The sequence below is a fragment of the Nocardia sp. CY41 genome (assembly GCF_009829325.1).
Taxonomy (GTDB): Bacteria; Actinomycetota; Actinomycetes; order Mycobacteriales; family Mycobacteriaceae; genus Nocardia.
Window position 1 is genome coordinate 171,541 of the sequence record NZ_VUOS01000015.1, and the last position, 23,871, is coordinate 195,411.

Here is a 23,871-nt window from a genome sequence, read left to right on the forward strand (position 1 = left end):
AGGGGTCACGAGTTATCATGCGAAGGTAACCCTTCGGGCATAGTGAAGCAAGCCTTACCTAAGCGAGTCGAAGAAAATATAGCAGAATCGCATAACTTCGGATCGGGTGAATGCGGCGGTCCGCGGGCGAGCTCGAGGCCGGTCGGCAAGTTTGCGGGAAATGCGCCCTTACGCTGCCGTTTCGGTGCTGGTATCGGCGAGTCGCGCGACGGATTAGGCTAGCCTGTCCTGATCGCACTGTGCGCGCGGTACCGCGATGGATTCGGTTCAGGAAGAGGGGCAGCGCAATGGTTATGAATCGACGGCAACTGCTGCGGTCGAGTCTCGGGGCGGGAGCGGTGCTGCTGGCCGCCGCGTGTTCCGACGGCGGCGACACGTCCGGACCGGCGCGGCGTGGCGGCACGCTGCGGGTCGGCGCGCTGGGCACCACGGCACGCATCGAACGGGACCCGCACGCCAACCTCAGCAACGACAGCGATTTCCTGATCACGTCCTTGGTCTACGACGCGCTCACGGTGCCAGGTGGAAACCCGAATGTCTTGCCGCGCCTGGCGACTCGCTGGGAGCCCGATGCCGATCGACGGCGCTGGAGCTTCACCCTGGCCGAGAACGCGACCTTCCACGACGGGTCACCGGTGACCTCCGAGGACGTCGTGTGGTCGCTGCGCAGGCTGCGCACGGTCGGCGGCGCCTCGAAGATGCCGGTGGCAGTGGAGGACATCACCGCCGATGGGCCGAACCGGGTGGTCCTGGCCGTGCCCGAGCCGAATACCCAACTGCCGCTGCTGGTCCGGTTGATGACCTTCACCGCCAAGAAGGACACCACCGACTTCACCGGCGCGGTCGGCAGCGGACCGTTCCGGTTGGAGTCCTATCAGGGCGGCAACGCCCGGCTGGTGCGCAACGAGCGGTGGCACGGCGGGCCGCCGCCGCTGGACGCCATCGAGGTCACCATGTTCGAAAGCGTGACCGCGCTGGGCAACGCGGTGCTCGGCGGGCAGATCGACCTGGCCTCGAACGTCGGCGCGATCGCGGGCCGCACGGCCGACGGGCGCGGCGACCTGACGGTCGTGCGCCGCCCGAACGACACGGTCGTCGGCGTCGCCATGCGTACCTCCGACGGGCCGTTCGCCGACGCGCGGGTGCGCACTGCCCTTCGGCTCGGTGTCGACCGCAAAGCCCTTGTCAACCAGGTGCATTCCGGATACGGAACGATCGCCAACGACATCCTCGGCACCGGCGATCCGCTCTACGACACCTCCCTCGCTCAGCGCACCCGCGACGTGGACCGCGCGAAGGCGCTGCTGCGCGAGGCGAATTTCGACACCGGACGCGGCTACCCGCTCGTCACCAAGGCCGAGGCGCCCGGCGAGGTCGAATCGGCCAAGGTGATCGCCACCCAGCTCGCCGAGATCGGCGTCCGGCTGGAAGTCCTCACCCAGGAGCCGAACGCCTTCTACGACCAGACCTGGCTGAAGGCGCCGCTGTACACGATCTCGTGGGGCACCAACGATTCCACGCTGTTCTTCGCGAGCAAACTGCTGTCCAGCGGTTCGAACCGCAACGAGACCGGCTTCAAGGACGCGGCGTTCGACGCGGCCACGGCCAAGGCGCTCGCCGCGCACAGCGACGAGGAATACCGGCAGGCCGCGCAGGAATTGCAGCGCATCCAGTACGAGCGCGGCGGTTACCTGGTCTGGGGCATGGCCGACGGCATCGACATCGCCGCCGCCCGGGTGCGCGACCTGCCCACGCTCGGCGGATTCGCCCGGGTCCAGCTGGAGAAGGCCTGGCTGGCCGGGTGATCTCGTTCGCGCGACTCCTGCTGCGGCGCGTCATCCTGCTGGTGACGCTGCTGGCCTGTGTCTTCGTCGCCGTGGACCTGCTGCCGGGCAGCACCGCCCGCGCGGTCCTCGGCCGGGAGGCCGCGCCGGAGCAGATCGCGGCCAAAGAACACGAACTCGGCCTGGACCGGCCGCTGGCGGTTCGGTTCTGGCAGTGGATATCGGGTGTCGCCACCGGCGATTTCGGGCGCACCGCGCGCGGACGGCCGGTCAACGACCTGCTGGTAGACAAATTCCCGCCGACGCTGCTGCTCGGTGGGCTCGCGCTCGCGGTGACGGTGCTGGCCTCGCTCGCGCTCGGCGCGTGGTGGGCTACGCGACCGGGCAGCGTGGCCGCGCGCGTGTTGCAGCCGACGACGACCACCGCGGTGGCCGTTCCCGAATTCGTGATCGCCACCGTGCTGATCCTGGTGTTCGCATTGGCGCTGGGCTGGTTGCCCGCGGTGACCATCACCGGCCGCTCGGGGATGCCCGCCGGACCGGAAATGCTGGTGCTGCCGGTGTTCGCGCTCGCGTTGCCCCAGATCGGGTGGAACACCAGGGTGGTGCGCGCGGCCCTGGCCGACGCCGCGCTCGCTCCCCATGTGGAAAGCGCCGTGCTGGACGGTCTTTCGAGCGGCGCGGTGCTGGTGCGGCATGTGCTGCCGTTCGCGTTGCCGACGATCGTCGCCAGCTTCGCCACCACGGTGGGGATGCTGCTCGGCGGGGCGCTGGTGGTGGAGACGGTCTTCAACTACCCGGGTCTCGGTGCGGTTCTGGCCGGTTCGGTGGCCGATCGCGACACTTCGGTGGTCGCCGCGGTCGTCGCGCTGTCCGGGGTGGTCATCATGGTCGTGCTCGCGGTCGCTGACGGTATCCGCACCTGGTCGCTGCGGGGGCGGCGATGAACGCCGCCACGCAGGTCGCGAGGCGGGCGCGGCGACGGCTCGGCCGGCTGACGGTCGCGCCCGCGCTGCTGGTCACACTGCTGGCGGCGGCAGGGCCGACGCTGGCCCCGCATCCGGCCGAGGAGGCGATCGGCATCCCGTTCGGCGCTCCCGGCGCGGGCGCGCCGCTGGGCACCGACCGGCTCGGCCGTGACGTGCTCAGCCACCTGCTCTACGGCGGGTGGGGTTTGCTGCTCGTCGCCGCGATCATCGCCGTGCTGGTGACCGGATTGTCGTGTGTCCTCGGCACGGTCGCGGCGCTGCGCCCGCGGATCGGCGCGTGGATCGAACTGGGTACCGACCTGTTCATCCTGCTGCCCGCGGTGCTGGGGATCCTGCTCGTGCTGACCTCCTGGCCGGACGCGGGCATCGCGGGGCTGATCGTGCTGGCGTTGCTGTTCGGCGTCCCCTATTGCGCGCGCATCTTCACGGCCGCCGCCGCCGGTGTCGCGGCCTCCGGATATGTCGAGAGCGCCCGAGCCGCGGGTGAGTCGCTCGGGCATCTCGTGTTCCGTGAGGTGATTCCGAATCTGCGCGCGGTGACGACGACTCAGCTCGGGTTGCGTTTCGTGGCCGGGGTGTACCTCGTGAGCACGGCGTCGTTCCTGCAACTACCGACGACACTGGGCGCGAGCAACTGGGCGGTCATGGTGCGCGAGAACGCCTCCGGCATGCTGCTCAATCCCTGGGCGGTGCTGGCTCCGAGCCTCGCGATCACGATCGTCGCGGTGAGCGTGAACCTGGCGGTGTCGGCGTTCGGGCGAGGGGAGCGAGAATGAACGCGCACGTCGTCAAATGGGAAAGCCGGACGGGGGAGGCGGCTGCGTGCGCCGGGCACGACCTCGTCGCGGTCGAGGGTCTGACCGTACTGAGTCCGGACGGACGGGAATTGGCCGGACCGGTGACATTCCGGATTCCGGCGGGCACGGTCACGGCACTCACCGGTCCGTCCGGGTCGGGCAAATCCACGGTCATGCGCGCCCTGCTCGGGCAGCTGCCGTCGGCCGCGGCGCGCGCGACGGGTTCGGTGTCGGTCGCCGGACACGAAGTCTTCGCGCTCGATCGTGCGGCGCTGCATCGCTTCCGGCGTCGGCACATCGCCTACGTCGGGCAGGACCCGGGTTCGGCGCTGAACCCGCTGCTGCGCGTGCGCGCACTGCTGCGCGAGGTCGCGCCGCGGGCGCCCGAGTCCACCCTGATCGACACGCTCGCGTCGGTCGGTCTGTCGCCGGACTATCTGCGCCGCCGCCCCGGTGAACTGTCCGGCGGTCAGCAGCGCCGCGTCGCCCTCGCCAGGGCGCTGATCCGCCGGACCGGCGTGCTGGTGCTCGACGAGCCGCTCGCCGGGCTGCACGGCGCGCTGCGCACCGATATCGCCGGGCAGCTCGCGGCGCTGGCCCGCGAGCGGTCGGCGGCGATCCTGCTGTCCGGGCACGACACCGCCCTCGTGCACTCGATCGCCGACGACATCGTCGAACTCGGCGCGATCCTTCCGGCGTCCGTCCATCCGGTTCCGGTGAATGGTCTGTCGGGGAAGGCCTCTGCAGGCCCATCCGCGAGCGGGACGACCGCCGACTCGGCCGATGTCCCGGCAGCCGGTGAACCGGCCGAGCCTGTGGTGGCAGCGAGCGGTGCCCGGCAGGCGCGCCCTGACTCCGACCGGGCGCGAAACGGCTCGGCAGGCAGAGTTCCGGCCGCAGACGACCGGCCGCGCGGTGATGTGGTGCTGCGGGCCAGAGGAATCAGCGCCTCGATCGACGGACACCGGGTGCTCGCCGATATCGACCTCGCGCTCGAAGCGGGCTCTGCGCTCGCGGTGGTCGGCGCGTCTGGCGCGGGCAAGACCACCTTGGCGCGCGTCATCGCGGGATTGCACGGTTCGGCGACCGGTGCACTCGAACTGGGCGGGACCGCGATCACCGTGGGTGCGGACCGGCGAATCCGATACGGCGCGGGCGGGATACAACTGGTCACCCAGAATCCGAGGTCCGCGCTCAACCCCCGCCGCACAGTGGCGCAGGCAGTCGGCCGCCCGCTGCGGCGGATCGGGCGCGTCGCGCGCCGGGATCTCGCGCCGCGGATCACCGAACTCCTCGCCGCTGTCGAGCTGTCCGCCGACCTGGCCGCCCGCTACCCGCACGAGCTGTCCGGCGGCCAGCGCCAGCGCGTGGCCTTGGCCCGCGCCCTCGCCGCCGAACCCGCCGTGCTGCTGTGCGACGAGATCACCTCGGCACTGGACCACAACACCGCGGCGGCGATCATGGCGCTGCTGGACCGGATTCGCACCGAACGCGGAACCGCCCTGCTGATCATCACCCACGACATGGCCTTGGTAGCCGAATACTGCCCTGCGCTGCTCGTTCTCGATCAGGGTCGCATCGTCGAAACAGGTGACACCGAAACGGTTCTCGCCGCGCCGATGCACAACGCGACCAGCGAACTGCTCGTCTGAACCGCGAACGGCGCGCAGCCGGGTGCGCACCCGACACGCAGTGGGCTTCGTCACCGGCTCGCCGCGGGTGCGCGCCGTCATCTGGATGATGGAAAGGGTGTTGCGAAAGACCGGCGTGTCGGCCGCCGTCGTGGTGCTCCTCGGGCTCGCCGGTTGCGGCGTCGACCGCACCCCGATCCCGGAGGGCATTCCGCCCGGGCCAGGGACACCCCTGCCCGTGATCGACTTGGACGCTCCTGGCCGCACGGCCGTCCAACTGCGCGGATGGGCCGGCGATCAGTCCGACGGGCTGGGCATCCCGTCGATCGCGCTGGAGGCGTACGGCTACGCGGCGGCCGTGATGACCAGGGCGCGTCCCGACTGCGGCGTCGCGTGGACGACGCTCGCGGGCATCGCGAGCGTGGAGAGCAGGCACGGGACCCATCGAGGGGCGAAGATGGATGCGGACGGATCGGTCCGCCCGCCGATCATCGGGGTCCCGCTGGACGGCTCGCCCGGCGTCGCGCTGGTGCACGACACCGACGGCGGCGCGCTCGACGGCGATCCGGTGCACGATCGCGCCGTCGGCCCGCTGCAGTTCATCCCGGAGACGTGGAAGCGCTGGGGCGTCGACGCCAACGGCGACGGCGTCGCCGATCCGCAGAACATCGATGACGCCGCGCTCACCGCCGCCAGGTACCTGTGCGCCAGCGGCGGCGACCTCACCTCCGAGCACGGCTGGCAGCGGGCGCTGCTCACCTACAACCAGTCGCGCGCCTACCTGCTGACGGTGCGCGATCGGGCCGCAAGCTACAGCATCGGCCGCCGGGTGTGATCCTCCGATCCCCGGAGTGCCGGTTACCCGCGTCGCCGACGGGACGATAGGCTCGCAGCGCACGGCCCATCCCGTGAGACCAACCGTGTCAGCAGCCGAAGGAGTGTCGTTTTCGTGGCCATCATCGAACAGGTCGGAGCTCGCGAGATCCTGGATTCCCGCGGTAACCCCACCGTCGAGGTCGAGATCGCTCTCGACGACGGCACCCTGACCCGGGCCGCCGTGCCCTCCGGCGCGTCCACCGGCGAGCACGAGGCCGTGGAACTGCGCGACGGTGGCGAGCGCTACGGCGGCAAGGGCGTGCGCAAGGCGGTCGAGGGTGTGCTCGACGAGATCGCGCCCGCCGTCATCGGCCTCGACGCCGTGGAGCAGCGCACGATCGATCAGGTCCTGCTCGACCTGGACGGCACTCAGGACAAGTCCCGGCTCGGCGCCAACGCCCTGCTCGGCGTCTCGCTGGCCGTGGCCCGCGCCGCCGCCGAGTCCTCGGGGCTCGAGCTGTTCCGCTACCTCGGCGGTCCGAACGCGCACGTGCTGCCCGTCCCGATGATGAACATCCTCAACGGCGGTGCGCACGCCGACACCGGCGTCGACGTGCAGGAATTCATGGTCGCCCCGATCGGCGCGCCGACGTTCAAGGAGTCGCTGCGCTGGGGTGCGGAGGTCTACCACGCCCTCAAGGCGGTGCTGAAGGCCAAGGGCCTGTCCACCGGTCTCGGCGACGAAGGCGGTTTCGCCCCCGACGTGGCGGGCACCAAGGCCGCCCTCGACCTGATCAGCGAGGCCATCGGCAAGACCGGCCTGACGCTGGGCAGCGACGTGGCGCTCGCGCTGGACGTCGCGGCCACGGAGTTCTACACCTCCGGCAGCGGCTACAAGTTCGAGGGCGTCGTGCGCTCCGCCGAGGAGATGGCGCAGTTCTACGCCGACCTGATCGGCGCGTACCCGCTGGTGTCCATCGAGGACCCGCTCTCGGAGGACGACTGGGACGGCTGGGTGACCCTGACCGACCAGATCGGCGAGAAGATCCAGCTCGTCGGCGACGACCTGTTCGTCACCAACCCGGAGCGTCTGGAGGAGGGCATCGCCAAGGGCGCCGCCAACGCGCTGCTGGTGAAGGTGAACCAGATCGGCACGCTCACCGAGACCCTGGACGCGGTGGAGCTGGCGCACCGCAACGGCTACAAGACGATGATGTCGCACCGGTCCGGCGAGACCGAGGACACCACCATCGCCGACCTCGCCGTCGCGGTGGGCAGCGGCCAGATCAAGACCGGCGCCCCCGCCCGCAGCGAGCGCGTCGCCAAGTACAACCAGCTGCTGCGCATCGAGGACGCGCTCGGCGATTCGGCGCGCTACGCCGGCGACGTGGCGTTCCCCCGGTTCGCGTTCGAAAGCTGACCTGCGGTGCGAGCGACGGGCCCGGCGGGGGCGGCGAGCGTGACCCCGCGGGCCGCCGGGAGCACCGCGAAGTAGAGACCGAGGCGTGAGATGACGGAGCGACGTGCGCGTGGGACCAGTCCGGCCGGGCGCGGGGACCGCCGCACGTCGCGTGCCGCCGGATCACGCCCGGCCGATGCCGCGGCCAAACGCGGCCGCAGGCGATCGGAGACCGCGGAGAAGCCGAAGCCGCGCAAGACCGCGTCCCGTTCGGCAGGCGACAAGCACGACCACACCTTCCTCGGTCTCTCCACCGGCAAGGCGGTGATCCTCGCGATGGTGGTGTGCGGGCTCGCGCTCACCCTCGCCGTGCCGATGCGCACGTACTTCACCCAGCGCGCGGAGGCCGCGCAACTGGCGCAGCAACGCGAGGAACTCGAGGCGGATCTGGCCCGATTACGCGACCGCCGTGCGCAGCAACAGGATCCGGCCTACATCCGTACCGAGGCGCGCGATCGTCTGCGCCTGGTGATGCCCGGCGAGACGCCGTACATCGTGCAGGTGCCCGGCATCGAGGCGCCCGCGCCGCCGCCCGCGCCGACCAGAGCCAGAGAACCCGAACCCTGGTACACCGAAGTGTGGCGCAGCATCGCCGAGCCGCAGCCGACGCCCGCGGCCGCCGCGCCACTACCGCAAGCACCGGAAGGACATAGGTGACCGCACCCACCGACCAGGATCTCGCGATCATCGCCGAGCAGCTGGGCCGCGCACCGCGCGGCGTGCTCGCCATCGCCTACCGCACCCCCGACGGGATCCCGGCCGTTGTGAAGACCGCGCCCCGGCTGCCGGACGGCACCCCTTTCCCGACGCTCTACTACCTCACCGATCCCCGGCTCACCGCCGAGGCGAGCAGGCAGGAATCCGCCGGTGTGATGCGGGAGATGACCGAACGGCTCGCCGCCGACCAGGAGCTGGCCGCCGCTTATCGCGCCGCGCACGAGAGCTATCTGGCCGAACGCGACGAAATCGAATCGCTGGGCACCGATTTCACCGGCGGCGGTATGCCCGAACGGGTCAAGTGCCTGCACGTACTGATCGCCCACGCTCTGGCCAAGGGGCCGGGCGTGAATCCGCTCGGCGACGAGGCCGTGGCGCTGGCCGCCGAGCACGGCTTGCGCGGCACCGCGATTCCGGCCGACTGGCCCGCGCATCCGACCGCCCGCGAGAATCTGGAGCACAGCGATGAGTGACCGGGTAGCCGCCGTGGATTGCGGCACGAATTCCATCCGACTGTTGATCGCCGACGTGCTCGGCGACGGACGCCTGGCCGACGTGCACCGCGAGATGCGCATCGTCCGCCTGGGCCAAGGGGTCGACGCCGCCGGCTCGCTGGCGCCCGAGGCGATCGAACGCACCCGCGTCGCCCTGGCCGACTACGCCGCGCTGATGCGCGAGGCGGGGGTCGGCCGGGTGCGGATGGTGGCCACGTCCGCCACCCGGGACGCCGCCAATCGGGAGGACTTCTTCGCCATGGCGCGGGCCGAACTCGGCGCCGTGGTCGCGGGCGCGGAAGCCGAGGTGATCACCGGTGACGAGGAGGCGCGCCTGTCGTTCGCCGGCGCGATCGGCGAGCTGTCCAGCGCGTCAGGACCTTTCGTCGTGGTTGACCTCGGCGGCGGCTCCACCGAGCTGGTGTTCGGCGACAGCGCGGGAGTGCGAGCCGCGTTCTCCGCCGACATCGGTTGCGTCCGCATCACCGAACGGTGCCTGGGCGGCAACCCGCCCACCGCGCAAGAGATCGCCGCCGCCCGCGCCTTCGCCGCCGAGCGGTTGACCGAAGCGTTCACGCACGTGCCCGTTGAGGGCGCGCACACCTGGGTCGGCGTGGCGGGCACGATGACCACTCTGGCCGCGGTCGCGCTCGACCTCCCGGAATACGACTCCGAAAGGGTGCACCTCACCCGCTTGACCCTGGATCAGGTCCACCAGGTCTGCGACCGCCTGATCGCCATGGATCACGATCAGCGCGCCGCGCTCGGGCCCATGCATCCCGGCCGGGTCGACGTGATCGGCGGCGGCGCGGTCATCACCGAGGTGCTCGCCGAGGAACTGTCCCGGCGCGCGGGCATCGCCGAACTGGTCGTCAGCGAGCACGACATCCTCGACGGCATCGCCTTGTCGATCGCCTGATTCCGCTCGGGCCCGCGCGTCCGGTCAGGTCTGCAGCGGGTGTCCGTCGAGTTTCACCTCGGCGTGCGTCTCGGTTGTTCCGGCCCGAACTCCCAGTTCGGTGCGACTGCGGCGAGATTTGCCGACCGCGATGTCGGCGAGGCGGGAGAGCGACTCCATGTTCCGCGGCACCAACAGGAGCTCTTGCAGCACATTGGGCACCATTCTGCCCAACCCGCGTTCGGCGTGCTCGTACATCCGGATCTGGGTTTCACCGGGAACGGTCTCGACGAGTTCCAGACGGATCCACGCGGCGCCGAGCGGCGAGAGCTTGGCCTCCAGTTCGAGCATGTGCGGCGGATCCACCGACACGACCTTGGTGGTGTCGTTCACTGTGAACGGCCATACGCCTGCGCTGTAGTGCAGCTGGGCGCCGACGCCGGGCCACTCGTCGTCGACGTCGCGGATGTGGGTGGCGCCGACCACCCACGCGCAGAACAGCCATCCGTCGGCCAGGACGGCGAAGACGTCTTCCGGTGTCGTCGGCACGGTGATTTCCACGTGGACCATCAGCTCAACGCTTCCTGGGTGTGGGCGGGGGCTGGTTTGCCTGTCGCTTGCGGGGTGCCCGGTCGTCCGGCAGGCAAACCACGTGTCCTGGTCCGAGTTGCTCCGCCGGGGTGAACAGAACAAACGAATCCCCCGCGGCATCGCGCCCGGATGCCATCTTCGGGAGATGGTCGAAGCGGCAAGTTCGGCACCGGTATCTTCTTCCCGGTTGGTCCCGGGACATCGGTGTCGGGTAGTTTGGCTCGGTTCTATGACCCAGGTCACGGGTTCGTGTACCCCGGTATCACCGGGAGGTCGTGGTGCGTGCGGGGCTGATCGTCACCGCCGACGCGCTAATGACCAGCAAACTTATGGCCGACGTGCATCGACTCGCCGTATGGGTACAGAACACCAAGCACAGCAGCACGAATTAAGGAGAACGCGTGACTAACCCCGGGCCACAAGCCGATCCGGCGGGTGATGTCTCGTCTCGGTGGGGCGGCCTGTTCCGCACCAAGTCCATCGAACAGTCGATCCGCGACACCGACGAACCCGACTCGAAACTCCGCAAGGACCTCACCGCCTGGGACCTCACCGTCTTCGGCGTGGCCGTCGTGGTCGGGGCGGGCATCTTCACCCTCACCGCGCGCACCGCGGGCAATGTCGCGGGCCCGTCGGTCTCGCTCGCCTTCGTGTTCGCCGCGATCGCCTGCGGGCTTACCGCCCTCTGCTACGCCGAGTTCGCCTCCACCGTGCCGGTGGCGGGCAGCGCCTACACCTACTCCTACGCCACCTTCGGCGAGCTCGTCGCCTGGATCATCGGCTGGGACCTGATCCTGGAATTCGCTCTCGCCGCGGCGGTGGTGGCCAAGGGCTGGTCGCAGTACCTCGGCGAGGTACTCGGCACCACCTCCCCGATCGTGCACCTGGGCCCGGTGACCTTCGACTGGGGCGCGGTGCTGCTGATCACCGTGCTCGGCGTGCTGCTCGCGACCGGCACCAAGGTGTCCTCGCGGGTGTCGGCGGTGGCGGTCGCCATCAAGCTGGGCGTGATCGCGCTGGTGCTGGTCGTCGGCGCCACCTACTTCAAGTCCTCGAACCTCTCGCCCTATATTCCGCCGTCACAGGCTGGTGAGCGCGGCGAGGGCCTGCGGCAGTCGCTGTTCTCCTATCTGACCGGCGCCGGAGACAGCAACTTCGGCTGGTACGGCCTGCTCGCCGCGGCCAGCCTGGTGTTCTTCGCGTTCATCGGCTTCGACGTGGTCGCCACGACCGCCGAGGAGACCCGCAACCCGCAGAAGGCGGTGCCGCGCGGCATCCTCGGCTCGCTGCTCATCGTCACGATCCTGTACGTCGCGGTGTCACTCGTGCTCACCGGCATGGTGCCCTACACCGAGCTGGCCGGTGACGACGCGACCCTGGCGACGGCGTTCGGCATCCACGGCGTCACCTGGGCGAAGAACATCATCTCCATCGGCGCGCTCGCCGGGCTCACCACGGTGGTGATGGTGATGTACCTCGGGCAGACGCGGGTGCTGTTCGCGATGTCGCGCGACGGACTGATGCCGCGCAAGCTCGCGCACACCGGCGCGAACGGCACACCGGTGCGCGTCACCGTCATCGTCGGCGTGGCGTGCGCACTGCTGGCCGGGTTCGTGGACTTCGGCACGCTGGAGGAGATGGTCAACATCGGGACGCTGTTCGCGTTCGTGCTGGTGTCGGTGGGCGTGCTCATCCTGCGGCGCACGCGCCCGGATCTGCCGCGCGGATTCCGGGTTCCGCTCGTGCCGGTCGTCCCCGTCCTCGCGGTGCTGGCGTGCCTGTGGCTGATGCTGAACCTGTCGGTGGAGACCTGGCTGCGGTTCCTGGTGTGGATGCTGATCGGATTCGTCGTCTACTTCGCCTACTCCCGGCGCAACTCCGTGCTCCGGAAGGCTCCTGCCCTGGAGTGACGCGGCCGTGTTCGGCGTCTCGGAGGTGGGCGGCTAGCCTGACGCCGTGTCGCAGCGTGAGTTGGTTGTGCTCGGAACCGCGAGTCAGGTGCCGACGAAACAGCGGAACCACAACGGGTACCTGCTCCGGTGGGACGACGAGGCGATCCTGTTCGACCCCGGTGAGGGAACGCAGCGGCAGATGACCTATGCCGGTGTGACCGCCACCGGGCTCACCCGGATCGCCATCACCCATTTCCACGGCGACCACAGCCTCGGGCTGGCCGGGGTGGTGCAGCGGATCAACCTCGATCGGGTGCCGCATCCGGTCGACGTCTGGTTTCCCGCGTCCGGCGCGGTGTACTACGACCGGCTGGTCAACGCGACGTCCTACTATCACCGCGCCGAACTGCGGCCGCGTCCGGTGGCCGGACCAGGGCCCGTCGACCTGCCCGAGGCGCCGTTCACGGTGACGGCGGTGCCGCTGTCGCATCCGGTGGACACCTTCGGCTATCGGCTCAGCGAGCCGCCCGGTCGCCGCATCCTGCCGGACCGGTTGCGCGCCTTGGGATTGCGCGGCCCGATCATCTCCGAACTGCAAGAGCGCGGCAGCGTCGAGTCGGAGGGCCGCACAGTCACTTTGGCGGAGATCAGCGAACCGCGATCCGGCCAGAGCTTCGCCTTCGTGATGGACACCCGGCTGTGCCCTGGCGTCCGGGAACTCGCCGCCGATGTCGACATGCTCGTCATCGAAGCCACATTCCTGGACGCCGACGAACATCTGGCGGTCGAGTACGGCCATCTCACCGCGGGCCAAGCCGCGCGGGTGGCCGCGGACGCGGGCGTTCGCACCCTGGTGCTCACCCATTTCTCCCAGCGCTACCGCGACCTCGACGAGCACCTGGCGGAAGCGGCGAAGTACTTCACGGGCGAGATCCACATCGCCACCGATCTGGCCCGAATCCCGCTGCCGCCGCGCCGCTGACCCGCGCTCCGGACATCCGACACGCCGAGATGATCGGTGGACGCTAACACCAGCCCGCCGTCACCGATCTAGTTCTCTGGGACGCCTGCCAGCCCCGGGCTGGAAACCGCCGTCACCGGCGCCGGTCATCCGACCGCGCCGTCCGGCACCCGGCCACGGCCGACGCCCCGCCACCCCGGCGAATTGCCGGAATTCCGGTACAGCCGTACGACTCGGTACGCTGTCCCGGACGCCCCTATAGCCCAATTGGCAGAGGCAGCGGACTTAAAATCCGCCAAGTGTCGGTTCGAGTCCGACTGGGGGCACTCAGGTGGACTGTCCGGGTTCCGCCGCCAGCGGCTCAGCGCAAGAAGCGGCACCGGACATCACCAGCCCGGCCGGAACCTCGGGAGCGTGAGAGCGGCGCGTGGATAGTCCGCTCCGGCTACGCGCGGCATCGAAGTCGTTGTGGCGTAATAGAGTGAGGGTGTGGCTCTGGAATGGGTAGCTGTCGTGGGGACTTTGGGCGGCGCGGTCCTCGGGGCGGGTTCCACGATGCTCGTCGAGACGATACGGGCGCGGCGAGAACGATCGGTACGTCTGGAAGACACGCGACGCCAGGCATACGTGAAATATCTGACGGCCCTGACCCAGACCGACAACGCCATGCAAGCCCTCGCGATCGGACGGTCGTCTCCGCTGGACCGCGCCGAGGCCACCGCGGCGTTCCGGTCGAATCACCTGGTCGCGGCGATCTACGAACTCGAATTATTCGCGCCGAAATCCGTCTGCGACAACGCGTGGCTGGCATACGGCAGGCTGAAAGATATCCGAGAAACGCTGATCACTCAGAGTGTGACGATCGAGCGTGCCGGTGCAGGTTCACCAGAGTGGCGGGCGGTTCACGAGCCATTCTTGGCCGCGCTGAAGCAACTGCGCGAATCCATGCGGGGGCAGTCGGGTGGTCTCGACAGGGCACCATCCTGAGTCGGAAGATCGCGTACGAGGTGGGGCAGTCGCTGTCGACCTTCGGGTTTCACGAGGTTGGGTCGGGGCCCGCGTTCGTGCTCGACTGCGGTAGCTCACTCTGCTGAGGGGCTCGAGGGAGACGGTATGTGAGGCCGTCGCGTCCAGCCCTTTCGTCAACGCGAAAGGCCGTGGGCGCGGGCGATGATGCGTTCCATGGCGGTGCGGGGGAGGAGGCGGCGGAGGGTGAAGAGGGCGGGGGCGTTGCTGCCTACGGCGTAGAGGGGGTGCGGGCGGTCGGCTTCGATTGCTTTGACAATCGTGGTGGCGACCTTTTCGGGGGGGATGCCTTTGGCTTGGTTCTCGTCGAGCTTCGCCATGAAAGTGGTGAAGTCGGCGGTGTGGGGGGAGCCATCGGTGAGGTATTTGGTGCGTCGTTCGCGGAGGCCGGTGTCGATCTGGCCGGGCTCGACCGCGGTGATCCAGACGCCGAAGGGGGACTCCTCGAAGCGGGCGGCGACCGCGAAGCCGCGCAACGCCGCCTTGGTGGCGACGTAGGAGGAGCGGTAAGGCATCGGGAAGCTGGCGAGCATCGAGCCGACCATGACGACGCGCCCGTATCGGCGTTCCCGCATGCCGGGCAGCAGCGCTTTGGTCAACGCGATCGGACCGAGCACGTTGAGCTGGAACAGTCGCTCGACGGCGTCGGTGGGCAGTTCGGCGAGCGGGCCCGCCTGGCTTTCGCCCGCGTTGTTCACCAATACGTCGACCTGGTCCAGGTCGGCCGCGAAGGCATCGATCGAGGCTGTATCGGTGAGGTCGAGCGCCCGGTATTCGACGCCCGGCAGCACGGCGTCCGAACCGATGGCGCCGGGATTCCGGCTGGTACCGATCACCCGGTATCCCCGTCCGGCCAGTGCGGCGGCCGTAGCCTTTCCGATTCCGGACGACGCACCGGTGACCACGGCGACGCGAGACATGACGCTCCTTTCGACAGCAAGTACGCTGACGATATCGTCAACTCCAGGTCTGCGCTACCGGAAAGTAACTTCCGGCCGCCCGTGTCGGGTGTGAAAGCGCGACGGCTGCCACGTGCAGCCCCGCGCCGGTGGGAAACGGGAATACAACACGTGGTGGCGGGTCGGCGATTGCCCATTGAATTCTGCATGGCGAGTTCGGGCCCCGGCCTGGCGTAGGCGGGCTGTCGCGTGCGTGGCGCCTGCGCGGTTCGCGGGCCTGTGAGCTGGGCCGACGGAGGTGCGAGACGGCGTGAGATACGCACCGGCGCAGGCGAAATCGTTCACCGGCGGGAAGTCTGCCCGAATGTCGGCGGCAACGCGATGGGGCTAGTGTTGGCCGGCGCGGTGCAGGCCGGAGACGCTGCCGCGTTACCCCCCGACGCCGAGGAGACTGTGGTGGTTGTCGATACCGTCCGAGAGGAACAGGCGATCCGTCAGATGACGGAGCGGCTGGTCGAAAACTACACCGAGACCTATTCTCCGGAGCATATCGAGACCGCCGTGGGCGCGGCGCGAAAGAAGTTCGAGGGCCACCCGGTGCGGCAATTCGTCCCCATTCTGGTCGAGCGGGTGGTGCGCCGGGAATTGGAGACGTCCCCCGAAGCCGAAGTCCAGCCCGCTACGGTCCCGATGGACAAGGCGCAGGAGCCCTCGGTGACTTCTTCGGGAAAACTCGCGCAGTTGCGCGCGGTGTGGTCGTCGAGCAAGCGTTTCGCACCGTATGCGGTGGGCGCCGTCGTCATCCTGACGGTGATCGCCGTCGTCCTCGCGGTGCGGCAACCCACTCCCGAAGCGCCCGCTGCCGCGCCGGCTCCGGCCGCGCCGCTCACCGTTGTCCATGGTGTCGTGGGGTCCGAGAAGATGGGTTTCTTCCAGGACCAGAAGGTGATCGACGCACTGGCGCGCAACGGCGTCCGGGTGGAGGTCGAGCCCGCCGGGTCGCGCCAGATCGCCACATCCATAGATCTCGCCGAATTCGATTTCGCCTTTCCGTCCAGTGAACAGGCGGCCGAGCGAATTCAGCGGCAGCGCAACGTGACCGCGAAATACACGCCGTTCTCCTCGCCGATGGCCATCGCGACGTTCACGCCGATCACCGAACTGCTCGCCAAGGCGGGCGCGCTGCGCCCCGGCCCGGTGCCGACGCTGGACCTGCGCCGCTACCTCGAAATCGTCCGCAACGGTACCCGCTGGGACGAACTGCCCGACAACGCCGCGTATCCGGTGCGCAAGAACATCCTGATCTCCACCACCGATCCACGCAGCTCGAATTCGGCCGCCATGTATCTGGCCGCGGCGAGCTATGTCGCGAACAACAACACGATCGTGCAGGGAGCCGCCGCCGAACAGGCCGTCCTGCCCGCGGTGTCGCGGCTGTTCGTGGGCCAGGGGTACACCGAGAACACCACCGAGGGCCCGTTCAACAACTACCTCGCCACGGGCATGGGCCCGACGCCGATGGCTTGGATCTACGAGGCGCAGTACGTCGAGGCGATCGTGCGCGGCCAGGTGAAGCCCGAGATGACGCTGCTGTACCCGTCTCCGACGGTGTTGTCCCGGCACACGCTGGTGCCGTTCGGCGCGACGGGCGACCGGCTGGGCCGCCTGCTGTCCACGGATCCCGAGTTGCAGCGGCTGGCCGCCGAGCACGGCTTCCGCACCAACGACGGCGCGCAGTTCGCGAAGGTCGCCGCCGAACGCAAAGCCCCGGTGCCCGCGGAACTGCTGGACGTCGTCGCCACCCCGACCTATGACACGCTGGAACATCTGCTCGACGGAGTCACCAAGACCTACAACTGAAGCCACGTCCCCGCCCGGGGTGTGTCCGCGCTCGCGTTTCGGTGGAGACGATCCGGGCATCCTCCCCGCATCAGATACCGCGACAGCGGCCGGTATCGCGGCGGGAGGAAATACCAGTGACAGCGGACGACGGGCCATGGGAGATACCTCCCATCGATGACGCTCCGGACATCGCGCGCGACCCCGCGCCGCCGCCCGGATCGACGCTGGCCGACACCAGGAACTGGGCGGGGTACGGGTTACTGCTGTTCGCGGCGGCGGGTGCGATAGCCGCCGCGGTGCTGGCGGCCTCGGGGGCGGCCCGTTCGTCCGTCGTCGCCGCGATCATCGCGGCCGTCTTCCTGGTGGCCGGTGTGGGCATGATCGTGCTGGAGCAGGTGCGCGCACGAACCCAGGCCCGCCGGCGCACCGAAGAACCCGCCGCCGCGCCGCCGGGGTACTGAGAATCCTCAATCCCCTCAATCCACAGGCAGGAAACCGGAGTCGATGAACTCCCGCACAAAGGTGTCCACCACCGTGCGGTCCACCTCAGGGCAATCCACCCCGGTGCCCGCCAGCGCGGCGCGGGCGTGTTCGTCGTCCCAGTCGAGATGACCGGCGAGCCGGGCGAAGTCATGGCTCAGTAGTGCCGCACGCACCAGCGAATCGTCGCCGAGAGCGTCGCGCCGCCGCGCTTCCCTTTCCAGGCCCGCACGCACGGTGTCCTCCGGCATCGTCGCCAGCGGGAGCCCGTGCGCTCGCAGACTCGCGAGGATCTCGCCGACCGCCACCGGGGCTCGGTTGACCAGGTGATAGACGGTTCGCGAGCGCGGCCGGACGGAGATCTCCACAATCGCGCCCGCCACGTAGCTCACCGGAACCAAGGAGACGGTCGCGTCGCCGACGTCGGGCGCCATGCCGAGCATCGCGGCGGCTCGCACCATGTTCCACAGCGAATCCTGCGGGCTGTTCACGCCGACCTCGGGGCACCCGCAGATGGTGCCCGGGCGGTAGATGGCGATGGGCACGCCGCGCTCGCCGGCCTGGCGGACCAGTTCCTCGGCGACCCATTTGGACGCGAGATAGCCGTTGCCGGACACCTGATCGGCGCCCAGCCGCACGTCTTCGCTGACCACCGGCGAAGCCGGCGCCGCGGCGACGGCCGCACCCATGGTGGAGACCAAGTGGAACGGCTTGACTCGCCGCGTCGTCGCCAACCGCAGCAGTTCTCGCGTGCCTTCCACGTTGGCCTGTCGGAGCCGGGCGTAGGGGTCGACGTGATTGACGCGCGCGCCGTTGTGGTAGATCGCGTCGATGCTGTCGGCCAAGCACTCGTAGTCGGCGGGGCCCAGGCCGAGGCGCGGCGCGGTGAGGTCTCCCGCGACGACGACGATCCGCTCCGCGGCGGTCGTCCCGGCGAGCCGGTAGTGGCTCAGGGCGGCCAGGATCCGGTCGATGCCTTCCTCGGCGTCGTCGGCGCGCACCACGCACCACACCCGCGCGTCGGTGCGGTCCAGCAGTTCTTGCAGCAGGTGGGCGCCGAGGAAGCCGGTCGCGCCGGTCAGCAGCACCTCCTGCGGCGGCCCGGTGTGCGCGGGCCGGCATCCACCGATGCCGATCTCCGGCTCCAACACGGCGTCGCCTTCCGGCGTGGGAGCGGTGGGGGCGCACGCACCGGCCAACCGCGCCGCGAGGCCGCCCACCGTCGGGGCAGCGAGGATCGCCGACATCGGCACGTCGCGCCGCAGCCGGTCCGACAGCCGCTGGTGCAGCGTGAACGCGAGCAGCGACGAACCGCCGAGTTCGAAGAAGTCGTCGCCGACGCCGATCGGCGACACCGCGAGCACCTCGGCGAAGACTTCCGCGATGGCGCGCTCCAGTGGGGTGCCGGGGCGTACCTCGGTGCGTGCGGCGAACACCGGCTGAGGTAGCGCGGCTCGGTCGAGCTTCCCGCTGGTGTTCACCGGGAAGGCGTCCAGCGCCAGCACCGCCGACGGCACCATGTAGCCGGGCAGCACCCGAGCGGCCGAGTGCCGCACCGCGTCCGGATCGACCGTGGCTCCTGGCGCGGCGACCACGTAGCCGACCAGCCGGTCTCCGGCATCGGAGCCCTTGACCGCCACCGCGGCGCGGCCCACCGCCGGATCGGCCAGCAGGGCGGCTTCGATCTCGCCGAGTTCGATGCGATGGCCGCGCACCTTGACCTGGAAGTCGGTGCGACCCAGATAGTCGAGGTTGCCGCCGCGGTTCCATCGCACGAGGTCGCCGGTCCGGTACATCCGCTCGCCGGGATGCGACGGATCGGCGACGAACCGGGCCGCGGTCAGGCCGGATGCGCCGTGATAACCGCGGGCCAGCTGAACGCCTCCCAGGTACAGTTCGCCCGCCACACCCACCGGAACCGGCCGCAGCCGTTCGTCCAGGACCTGGCATCGCGAATTCCACTCCGGCACGCCGATGGAGACCGTGGCAGAGGTGTGGTCGGCGGCCGAGACGGCGTGCCGGGTGATGCTCACCGCGGCCTCGGTGGGTCCGTACAGGTTGTGCAATCCGGCCGCGCACACGCTTGCGAAGGCCCGCGCGGTCTCCGGAGGTAATGCCTCGCCGATGACGAAAACGGCGCGCAGCGAGGACAATTCGGCATCCGTCGCGTGCTGGGCGAAGACGGTGAGCATCGCGGGAACGAAATCGGTGAGCGTCACCCGGTGCTCGGCGATCAGTCGGCCCAGTGCCGCCGGGTCGCGATGCTCCTCCGGGCCGGCCAGTACCAGCCGCGCCCCCGCGCGCAAGGGCAGGAAATAGCCCCACAGGGACACGTCGAAGGTCGCGGGGGTCTTGTGCAGATAGACGTCGGTGGCGTCGACGCCGTATTCGGCCTGCATCCAGGCGAGCTGGTGCACGATCGCCCGATGGCTGACCGCCACTCCCTTGGGGCGACCGGTCGAGCCGGAGGTGTAGATGAGATAGGCGGGATGGTCGGCGTGCCAGGACGCCCGGCGCTCGGCGTCGAGCACGGGTGCGGAGCCGAAGCGATCGAGATCCAGGGCATCGACGTCGTACGCCTCGGTGACCGTGAAGCCGTCCGCGGCGGTGGTCAGCACGCACCGTGGCGACGCCGACTCGAGCACGTACCGGATGCGTTCGGCCGGGTGGCCGGGATCGATCGGCACCCAGGCCGCGCCCGCCGCCACGATCGCCTGCAGCGTGACGACCTGCTGGATCGACCGCCGCATCGCCACCGCCACCACGCTCTCCGGCCCCACGCCCCGCTCGATCAACCAGCGGGCCAGGCGCGCGGAGCGCTCGCACAGTTGCGCGTAGGTGAGCGTCTCGGGCCCGCACACCACGGCGATCGCATCCGGCGTCGCAGCGGCATGCCGCGCCGTCGCCGCGGCGAGCGGCTCGGCCGGAACGGCGTGCCAGGCTCCGGCGCCCCACGACCGGATGCGCTTGTGCTCGACCGGGTCCATGATGTCGATATCCCCGACGACTGCGCCGGGCTCGGCCGCGACCTGCCGCAAGATGCGGATGTAGCCGTCCAGGAAGCGCTGCACGGTGTGCTCGTCGAACAAGTCGGTGCTGTAACCGAATCGGATGATGATCTCGCCGGGCTCGCCGTCGTCGTCACGGGTGTCCACCACTCCGATGTGCAGATCGGTCTTCGCCGTGTCGGCGTCCACGTCGAGGAACGACACGCTCGGCCCGGACAGCTCGAGGGTGGCCTGCGTGAAGTTCTGGAACGCGAAGCCGACCTGGTAGAGCGGGTGACGTCCGGGCGAGCGGGTCGGATCGACCGCGTCGACCACGTGCTCGAAGGGCACCTCGGAGTGCGCGAAGTTGAGCAGGTCCCGCTCCCTGGTGCGGCGCAGCAGAGCGGTGAAACGCTCCGCGGGCTCGATCCTGGTCCGGGAGACGGTCGTATTGACGAACATGCCGACGACATCGGCGAGCGCGGGCTCGGCTCGATTGGTCATCGGCACGCCGATCGCGATGTCGGCGCTGCCGGACAGGCGGGCCAGCAGCACGGCGAGCGCCGAGCGCATCACCATGAACAGCGTCGCCCGGTGGGCGCGGGCGAGCGTGAGCAGGTCACGGTGCAGGGTCGCGGGCACCGACCGCTGAGTGGCCGAGCCGCGCAGTGTGGCCACCGGCGGGCGGGGCCGGTCGGCGGGCAGATCGAGTTCGTCGGGCAGGCCGGCCAGCTCTCCGGTCCAGTACGCCAGTTGTCGCGACAGCAGAGACTCCGGGTCGTCGCGGGAACCGAGTAAGTCCTTCTGCCACAGCGCGTAGTCGGCGTACTGGACATCCGGCGGCTGCCAGGCCGCAGCGGCGCCCGCGCTGCGCGCGGCGTAGGCCATCGCCACGTCGCGGGCCAGCGGCGCGAGCGACGACTCGTCCGCACAGATATGGTGCAGGGCGCAGACCAGGACGTATTCGGTGGGGGTGTGCAGCAGCCGGACGCGCAGCGGCACTTCGGCAGACACGTCGAACCCGTGCCGCAGGATCGCCCGTACCCGGTCGGGCACCGCCTCGTCGGGCAGTTCCTCCACCACGAAATCGTCCACCACGCAGTCGGTGTCGAGGATCAGCTGGCGCGGCCCGGTCTCGTCGGCCGGGTACTTCGTGCGCAACGCCTCGTGCCGTTCGACGGTATCGGCGAACGCCGCGCGCAAGGCGGGGACGTCCAGTTCCGACAGCCGCAGCGCGAAGCCGATGTTGTCCACCGAGGACGTCGTGTCGAACTGGTTGCGCAACCAGAACCGCAACTGGGCGGGCGACAGCGGGATGCGCTGCGGCCTCGCTTGCGCGCGCAGCACCGGGCGGGCCGTGTCGAACTGCTGCGAGCGAATGGCCTTCGCCAAGGTGGGCACCGTCGGATGGTCGAACACCAGCCGCGGCGGAATGCGCAGCCGCCAGGTTTCGCTCAGGCGCGCGGCCACCTGGGTCGCCAGCAGTGAATTGCCGCCCGCCGCGAAGAAGTCGGCGTCGGCGCTGAACCGCTCGCGGCCCAGCACGCGTGCGAACACCTCGGCGACCGTTTCCTCGCCGAGGTCGGTGGCGGGCCGATGGTCCGGCTCGTCGAGGGCACGCACGCGCAGCGCGGGCCGGTCGGCCTTACCGGTCGGGGTGCGCGGGATCCGGTCCACGACCGTGATCGTGTTCGGCACCATATATTTCGGCAGCAGTGCGGTCAGCGCGTCGGCCAGGGCCGCGGTGTCGGGGGCGTGTCCCGGTTCCGGTTGGACGAACGCGGCCAGCGTGGTCTCGCCCGAGCCGGTCTTGCGGTCGACGGTCACCGCCAGCCGCACGCCCGGCTGGGTCGAGAGGATCGCGTCGATCTCGCCGAGTTCGATCCGGAAGCCCCGAATCTTGACTTGGTCGTCGGCCCGGCCGAAATAGTCGAGAGCGCCGGCGGTGGTGCGGCGGACGAGGTCGCCGGTGCGGTACATCCGGGAGCCGGGCGGTCCGAACGGGTCGGCGAGGAACTGTTGCGCGGTCAGATCGGGTCGCCCGTGGTATCCCCTCGCCACTCCTGGGCCCGACACGTACAGCTCGCCGACGACGCCGGTGCCGACCGGCCGCAGCCGGTGATCGAGCACCTGGCAGCGCATGCCGGGCACGGCCGACCCGATGGTGACCGGTGTGTCCGGTGACAGCGCCGGGCTGAGCGTCGCCACGATGGTGGACTCGGTCGGGCCGTAGGCGTTGTGGAACAGGCGCCCTCCGGTCGCCCAGTGCCGTGGCAGCATCGGGGCGCAGGGTTCGCCGCCGACCATGACCGAGCGCAGGGCGGGCAGTCCGGCCGGTTCGATGGTGGCCAGTGCGGACGGGGTGAGGAAAGCATGGGTGACGGCCTGCCGCGCGAGCAGTTCCACCAGGGCGGCGCCGCCGTACAGGGTCGACGGGGCGATCACGAGTGTGGCGGCGGAGGAGATCGCGAGCAGCAACTCCAGGATCGAGGCGTCGAAACTGGGTGACGCGAAGTGCAGCACGCGCGCGTCTTTGTCCAGCGCGTGCCGGGTGGCCAATTCGGCGCACAGCGGGGCGAGCCCGGCGTGGGTGACGGTGACGCCTTTCGGGCGTCCGGTCGATCCGGACGTGTAGATCACGTAGGCCGCGTGGGCGGGCCGAAGCCGAACCGGGCGTTCGAAATACGCGATCGGGCTCGCGGGGTTCGCCGCCACCTGCGCGGCCACCTCGGCATCGTCCAACGCGAGCCAGCGCACCTCGGCGGGCAGCGCGGTCGCATGCTCGGTGCGCGTCAAGCCCAGCACGACGCCGCTATCCGAAACTTGAAATCGGATGCGAGACAACGGAAGTGCCGGATCGATGGGGACGAAGGCCGCGCCGGTCTTCGCGATGGCCCACACCGCGAGCACCGAATCGAGCGAACGCGGCAGTGTCACCGCTACCGCCCGTTCCGGCCCAGCACCCGCCGCCAGCAGCGTGCGGGCCAGGCGGGAGGACTGGGCGTCGAGGTCACGGTAGGTGATCTCGGTGTCGTCGGACCGCACCGCGATGCCGTCGGGATTGTGCTCCGCCGCTGCGGCCAGCAGCGCGGCGAACGTCGGTGCTGCCGAGTCGGCCGACCTGCGGCGCCGGCCGTTCCGGGCGGAGGGGCGGGGATTCCGGATACCGCTGGTCATATCTTCGTCCCGTTCCGCGTGGCAGTAAACGCGCCAGATGCTATAGCCGCACAGGGGGATTCCTCACCGATGAGAAGGAGCCGCCCGCCCGCTTCGTCGGCGCTCGGTGACCCGCCGGCGTGCGCGGCGATGCCGTTCGGCACGCAGGTGAGTCCGAAGGCGGAACGGTCGTCCGCGTCCTGGTCCACCGCGGCGCGCACCTGCCGGGCGAATCGGGCGTACGCGCCATTCGCGATGACCTCGCGGATGTAAGGGCGATGGCCGCCATTCGTCCTCGGTGAGACCGGTCCGGCGCTGCGCCCGGTCGTCGGCCAACTGCTGGACTACCGCACCGGAGACGTAAGCCTGCAGGTGCCCACCACCGCGGCGACGAGTGTGATGTCGCGGGTGAGCGCCCGCAGCGTCAGCGTGCGGTCTTGTGCCGGTTACCG

At 69.9% G+C, this 23,871-nt stretch carries 17 protein-coding genes and 1 tRNA gene; 15 read left to right on the forward strand and 3 right to left on the reverse strand.

Translation table 11 applies throughout. The annotated features are described in order from the left end of the window. The first annotated feature begins 287 nt into the window (after positions 1–287). The 9 genes from GVY64_RS18560 (at position 288) to GVY64_RS18600 (ending at position 9,606) form a co-directional block, all read left to right on the forward strand. Complete coding sequence (locus tag GVY64_RS18560; protein WP_159843052.1) at positions 288–1,805, forward strand: ABC transporter substrate-binding protein; 1,518 nt, start codon at positions 288–290, stop codon at positions 1,803–1,805. Then, on the forward strand, positions 1,802–2,731 hold the full coding sequence (locus tag GVY64_RS18565) for an ABC transporter permease (protein ID WP_236566946.1): 930 nt from the start codon (positions 1,802–1,804) through the stop codon (positions 2,729–2,731). The genes GVY64_RS18560 and GVY64_RS18565 overlap by 4 nt, the downstream gene beginning before the upstream one ends. Continuing rightward, positions 2,728–3,549, forward strand: a complete 822-nt coding sequence (locus GVY64_RS18570; RefSeq protein WP_159843054.1) for an ABC transporter permease — start codon at positions 2,728–2,730, stop codon at positions 3,547–3,549. The genes GVY64_RS18565 and GVY64_RS18570 overlap by 4 nt, the downstream gene beginning before the upstream one ends. After that, positions 3,546–5,222, forward strand: a complete 1,677-nt coding sequence (locus tag GVY64_RS18575; protein ID WP_159843056.1) for an ABC transporter ATP-binding protein — start codon at positions 3,546–3,548, stop codon at positions 5,220–5,222. Before GVY64_RS18570 ends, GVY64_RS18575 begins: the two co-directional genes overlap by 4 nt. Before the next feature lie 85 nt (positions 5,223–5,307). Continuing rightward, entirely contained in the window at positions 5,308–6,036 is a 729-nt protein-coding gene (locus GVY64_RS18580) for a lytic transglycosylase domain-containing protein (RefSeq protein WP_159843163.1), read from the forward strand. A 114-nt stretch (positions 6,037–6,150) separates the two neighbouring features. Next, positions 6,151–7,437, forward strand: a complete 1,287-nt coding sequence (eno, locus tag GVY64_RS18585) for a phosphopyruvate hydratase (RefSeq protein WP_159843058.1) — start codon at positions 6,151–6,153, stop codon at positions 7,435–7,437. 90 nt (positions 7,438–7,527) lie between these two features. Further along, complete coding sequence (locus GVY64_RS18590) at positions 7,528–8,133, forward strand: FtsB family cell division protein (RefSeq protein ID WP_159843060.1); 606 nt, start codon at positions 7,528–7,530, stop codon at positions 8,131–8,133. Then, positions 8,130–8,666: a DUF501 domain-containing protein gene (locus tag GVY64_RS18595; RefSeq protein ID WP_159843062.1), complete on the forward strand. Its 537-nt coding sequence runs from the start codon at positions 8,130–8,132 to the stop codon at positions 8,664–8,666. The genes GVY64_RS18590 and GVY64_RS18595 overlap by 4 nt, the downstream gene beginning before the upstream one ends. Beyond that, positions 8,659–9,606, forward strand: a complete 948-nt coding sequence (locus GVY64_RS18600; RefSeq protein ID WP_159843064.1) for a Ppx/GppA phosphatase family protein — start codon at positions 8,659–8,661, stop codon at positions 9,604–9,606. Before GVY64_RS18595 ends, GVY64_RS18600 begins: the two co-directional genes overlap by 8 nt. Before the next feature lie 24 nt (positions 9,607–9,630). Here GVY64_RS18600 and GVY64_RS18605 read toward each other — a convergent pair whose 3' ends face one another. After that, positions 9,631–10,155 (reverse strand): SRPBCC family protein, encoded by a 525-nt coding sequence (locus tag GVY64_RS18605; RefSeq protein ID WP_159843066.1) that lies wholly within the window; start codon positions 10,153–10,155, stop codon positions 9,631–9,633. A gap of 422 nt (positions 10,156–10,577) precedes the next feature. On the opposite strand from GVY64_RS18605, the gene GVY64_RS18610 reads away from it, so the two are divergent. The 4 genes from GVY64_RS18610 (at position 10,578) to GVY64_RS18625 (ending at position 14,016) form a co-directional block, all read left to right on the forward strand. Further along, a complete protein-coding gene (locus tag GVY64_RS18610; RefSeq protein WP_159843069.1) occupies positions 10,578–12,086 on the forward strand; it encodes an amino acid permease in 1,509 nt (502 codons plus the stop codon). 46 nt (positions 12,087–12,132) lie between these two features. Beyond that, complete coding sequence (locus GVY64_RS18615) at positions 12,133–13,050, forward strand: ribonuclease Z (RefSeq protein ID WP_159843071.1); 918 nt, start codon at positions 12,133–12,135, stop codon at positions 13,048–13,050. 231 nt (positions 13,051–13,281) lie between these two features. After that, a tRNA-Leu gene (locus tag GVY64_RS18620) sits at positions 13,282–13,355 on the forward strand. Between the two features lie 163 nt (positions 13,356–13,518). After that, positions 13,519–14,016, forward strand: a complete 498-nt coding sequence (locus GVY64_RS18625; protein WP_159843073.1) for a hypothetical protein — start codon at positions 13,519–13,521, stop codon at positions 14,014–14,016. 155 nt (positions 14,017–14,171) lie between these two features. On the opposite strand, the gene GVY64_RS18630 is transcribed toward GVY64_RS18625, so the two are convergent. Beyond that, on the reverse strand, positions 14,172–14,975 hold the full coding sequence (locus GVY64_RS18630) for an SDR family oxidoreductase (protein ID WP_159843075.1): 804 nt from the start codon (positions 14,973–14,975) through the stop codon (positions 14,172–14,174). 435 nt (positions 14,976–15,410) lie between these two features. Here GVY64_RS18630 and GVY64_RS18635 point away from each other — a divergent pair, with 435 nt between their 5' ends. Beyond that, positions 15,411–16,814, forward strand: a complete 1,404-nt coding sequence (locus GVY64_RS18635; protein WP_236566947.1) for a three-helix bundle dimerization domain-containing protein — start codon at positions 15,411–15,413, stop codon at positions 16,812–16,814. A 116-nt stretch (positions 16,815–16,930) separates the two neighbouring features. After that, positions 16,931–17,257: a hypothetical protein gene (locus tag GVY64_RS18640; protein WP_159843079.1), complete on the forward strand. Its 327-nt coding sequence runs from the start codon at positions 16,931–16,933 to the stop codon at positions 17,255–17,257. 15 nt (positions 17,258–17,272) lie between these two features. On the opposite strand, the gene GVY64_RS18645 is transcribed toward GVY64_RS18640, so the two are convergent. Then, on the reverse strand, positions 17,273–23,440 hold the full coding sequence (locus GVY64_RS18645; protein ID WP_159843081.1) for a non-ribosomal peptide synthetase: 6,168 nt from the start codon (positions 23,438–23,440) through the stop codon (positions 17,273–17,275). Positions 23,441–23,871 lie beyond the last annotated feature (431 nt).

Bases quoted from the DNA above. Each gene is read 5' to 3' on its own strand.
- GVY64_RS18560 (WP_159843052.1), top strand. From the start codon at position 288: ATGGTTATGAATCGACGGCAACTGCTGCGGTCGAGTCTCGGGGCGGGA.
- GVY64_RS18570 (WP_159843054.1), top strand. From the start codon at position 2,728: ATGAACGCCGCCACGCAGGTCGCGAGGCGGGCGCGGCGACGGCTCGGC.
- GVY64_RS18575 (WP_159843056.1), top strand. From the start codon at position 3,546: ATGAACGCGCACGTCGTCAAATGGGAAAGCCGGACGGGGGAGGCGGCT.
- GVY64_RS18580 (WP_159843163.1), top strand. From the start codon at position 5,308: ATGATGGAAAGGGTGTTGCGAAAGACCGGCGTGTCGGCCGCCGTCGTG.
- GVY64_RS18590 (WP_159843060.1), top strand. From the start codon at position 7,528: ATGACGGAGCGACGTGCGCGTGGGACCAGTCCGGCCGGGCGCGGGGAC.
- GVY64_RS18600 (WP_159843064.1), top strand. From the start codon at position 8,659: ATGAGTGACCGGGTAGCCGCCGTGGATTGCGGCACGAATTCCATCCGA.
- GVY64_RS18605 (WP_159843066.1), bottom strand. From the start codon at position 10,155: ATGGTCCACGTGGAAATCACCGTGCCGACGACACCGGAAGACGTCTTC.
- GVY64_RS18630 (WP_159843075.1), bottom strand. From the start codon at position 14,975: ATGTCTCGCGTCGCCGTGGTCACCGGTGCGTCGTCCGGAATCGGAAAG.
- GVY64_RS18645 (WP_159843081.1), bottom strand. From the start codon at position 23,440: ATGACCAGCGGTATCCGGAATCCCCGCCCCTCCGCCCGGAACGGCCGG.